This is a genomic window from Arsenophonus nasoniae DSM 15247, assembly GCF_000429565.1.
GTDB lineage: Bacteria > Pseudomonadota > Gammaproteobacteria > Enterobacterales > Enterobacteriaceae > Arsenophonus > Arsenophonus nasoniae.
The window spans coordinates 1-1,577 of the sequence record NZ_AUCC01000223.1; the positions used below are offsets into that span (position 1 = coordinate 1).

Consider the following 1,577-nt stretch of genomic DNA (forward strand, 5'->3'; position numbering starts at 1 on the left):
GAGCACATTATTAACGCCAGTAGCAGGTCAGGTCATGCCGTAGCGGATTTCTTTATGGGTTCTGGTTCGACGGTAAAAGCAGCAATTAAATTAGGTCGGCAAGCTATCGGCGTAGAGTTGGAAACAGATAGATTTTTGCAAACCAAAAAAGAAATAGAAAATCTGTCCCAATCATTACACCAATTGAAAGACCCTTATCCATGTTAAATCTTTTCAACCGCACCCCGCTGCGCGAATAATCATATCGAACCTGAACCATTTGAAATGAACCTTTGAGGAAGTCGGTTAGTGCTGGGGAGCCTCGATAGGCTGATTTCTGTGCCGCAAAGGTTCATTTCAAAAGGAAAACGCAATGCAATATTCAAATGTTGTCGTACTACCCATATCTAAACAGCCAACCATGAGCAGTATTGAAATGGTTGACTACATTAACGCTGACCGGAAATCAAAAGCGGAAGCAGAGGGATTAATGTTTCCCTGTAAAAAATATCGAAAGTTACAGCATAAAGATTTTCTAAAGAAAGTGCCCAAAGTATTGGGTGAAAAACAATCAGCGAAATTTTTCGCCGATTACACAGATGACAAGGGACGAATCTATCCCTGTTACCGATTCCCTAAACGTGAAGCCTGTTTGATGGCGATGAGCTACAGCTATGAACTTCAGGCGCAGGTATTCGATCACATGACCGAGCTAGAAGGACGCAAGGATATTAATCTTCTCGATCTATCCGGATTAACAGAACTCACGATTAAGCAGATGCAAGATCGGGTCGCACTGGCTGAAAAATATTCTTTCACGGAGCACAGTCAAAAAGGTAGCAATTTGATGACGCTACGCAGGAAAGAGAAAAAATCAATTAAAAAAGCTGAACAACTGGTGAGAGATCTTATTCAGTTCAAGCTATACGACTTGGGTGATTTTCCTGAGATAGACGAGGAGAAAAAAACACATGAAGAACTATGTCGAATTCATTGAAAAACATGTGGTAACTGAACTTGTTAAGCAGGGTTACGAGCAATCTGTAGCCAGAATTAGTGCAGATATCGCAGTCGAACATTATCGCCGTAATGCAGCCAGCGCAAAGGGCAAGATCTTTTCAGATTGTTTACATGCGGCCAAAGTTTGGGCTGGAAAGTATCAGCCTCAAGTCAAAGCAAAAAACCGCTAATTATTCCTCCTGAATTAATCCCAATTAATCATTTCATGCCGAAGGGTAAGGAATCATTTTGTCTGCTTATTACAACGAGATTGACCCTTACACGGCACAATGGCTGCGTAATTTAATCGTTGCGGGTCATATTGCCGATGGTGATGTCGATGAACGCTCAATAGAGGATGTGAAACCTGATGACCTCAAGTCATATACCCAATGTCATTTCTTCGCCGGAATTGGTGTCTGGTCATACGCATTGCGTCATGCAGGATGGCCGGATAATAAGCCAGTCTGGACAGGAAGCTGCCCTTGTCAACCTTTCAGCGCAGCAGGCAAAGGTAAAGGATTTGCTGATGAGCGGCACTTGTGGCCCGCGTTCTTTCACCTCATCCAGCAGTGCAAACCTGACGTTATTTTTGGTGA

Annotated in this window: 4 protein-coding genes; all 4 read left to right on the plus strand. The window is 43.0% G+C overall.

Annotated elements, in window-relative coordinates; translation table 11 throughout:
- Positions 1 to 207, plus strand: a 207-nt coding sequence (locus G468_RS21925) for a DNA methyltransferase (protein WP_034250494.1), incomplete at its 5' end; no start/stop codon positions are given.
- A gap of 145 nt (positions 208 to 352) precedes the next feature.
- A complete protein-coding gene (locus G468_RS21930; RefSeq protein ID WP_051297202.1) occupies positions 353 to 976 on the plus strand; it encodes a Rha family transcriptional regulator in 624 nt (207 codons plus the stop codon).
- Positions 951 to 1,169, plus strand: coding sequence for a hypothetical protein (locus tag G468_RS0117720; protein WP_026824117.1), 219 nt, complete (start codon positions 951 to 953; stop codon positions 1,167 to 1,169). Before G468_RS21930 ends, G468_RS0117720 begins: the two co-directional genes overlap by 26 nt.
- Before the next feature lie 58 nt (positions 1,170 to 1,227).
- The coding region (locus G468_RS0117725; RefSeq protein WP_026824118.1) for a DNA cytosine methyltransferase at positions 1,228 to 1,577 on the plus strand (350 nt) is incomplete at its 3' end.

Bases quoted from the DNA above. Each gene is read 5' to 3' on its own strand.
- G468_RS21930 (WP_051297202.1), top strand. From the start codon at position 353: ATGCAATATTCAAATGTTGTCGTACTACCCATATCTAAACAGCCAACC.
- G468_RS0117720 (WP_026824117.1), top strand. From the start codon at position 951: ATGAAGAACTATGTCGAATTCATTGAAAAACATGTGGTAACTGAACTT.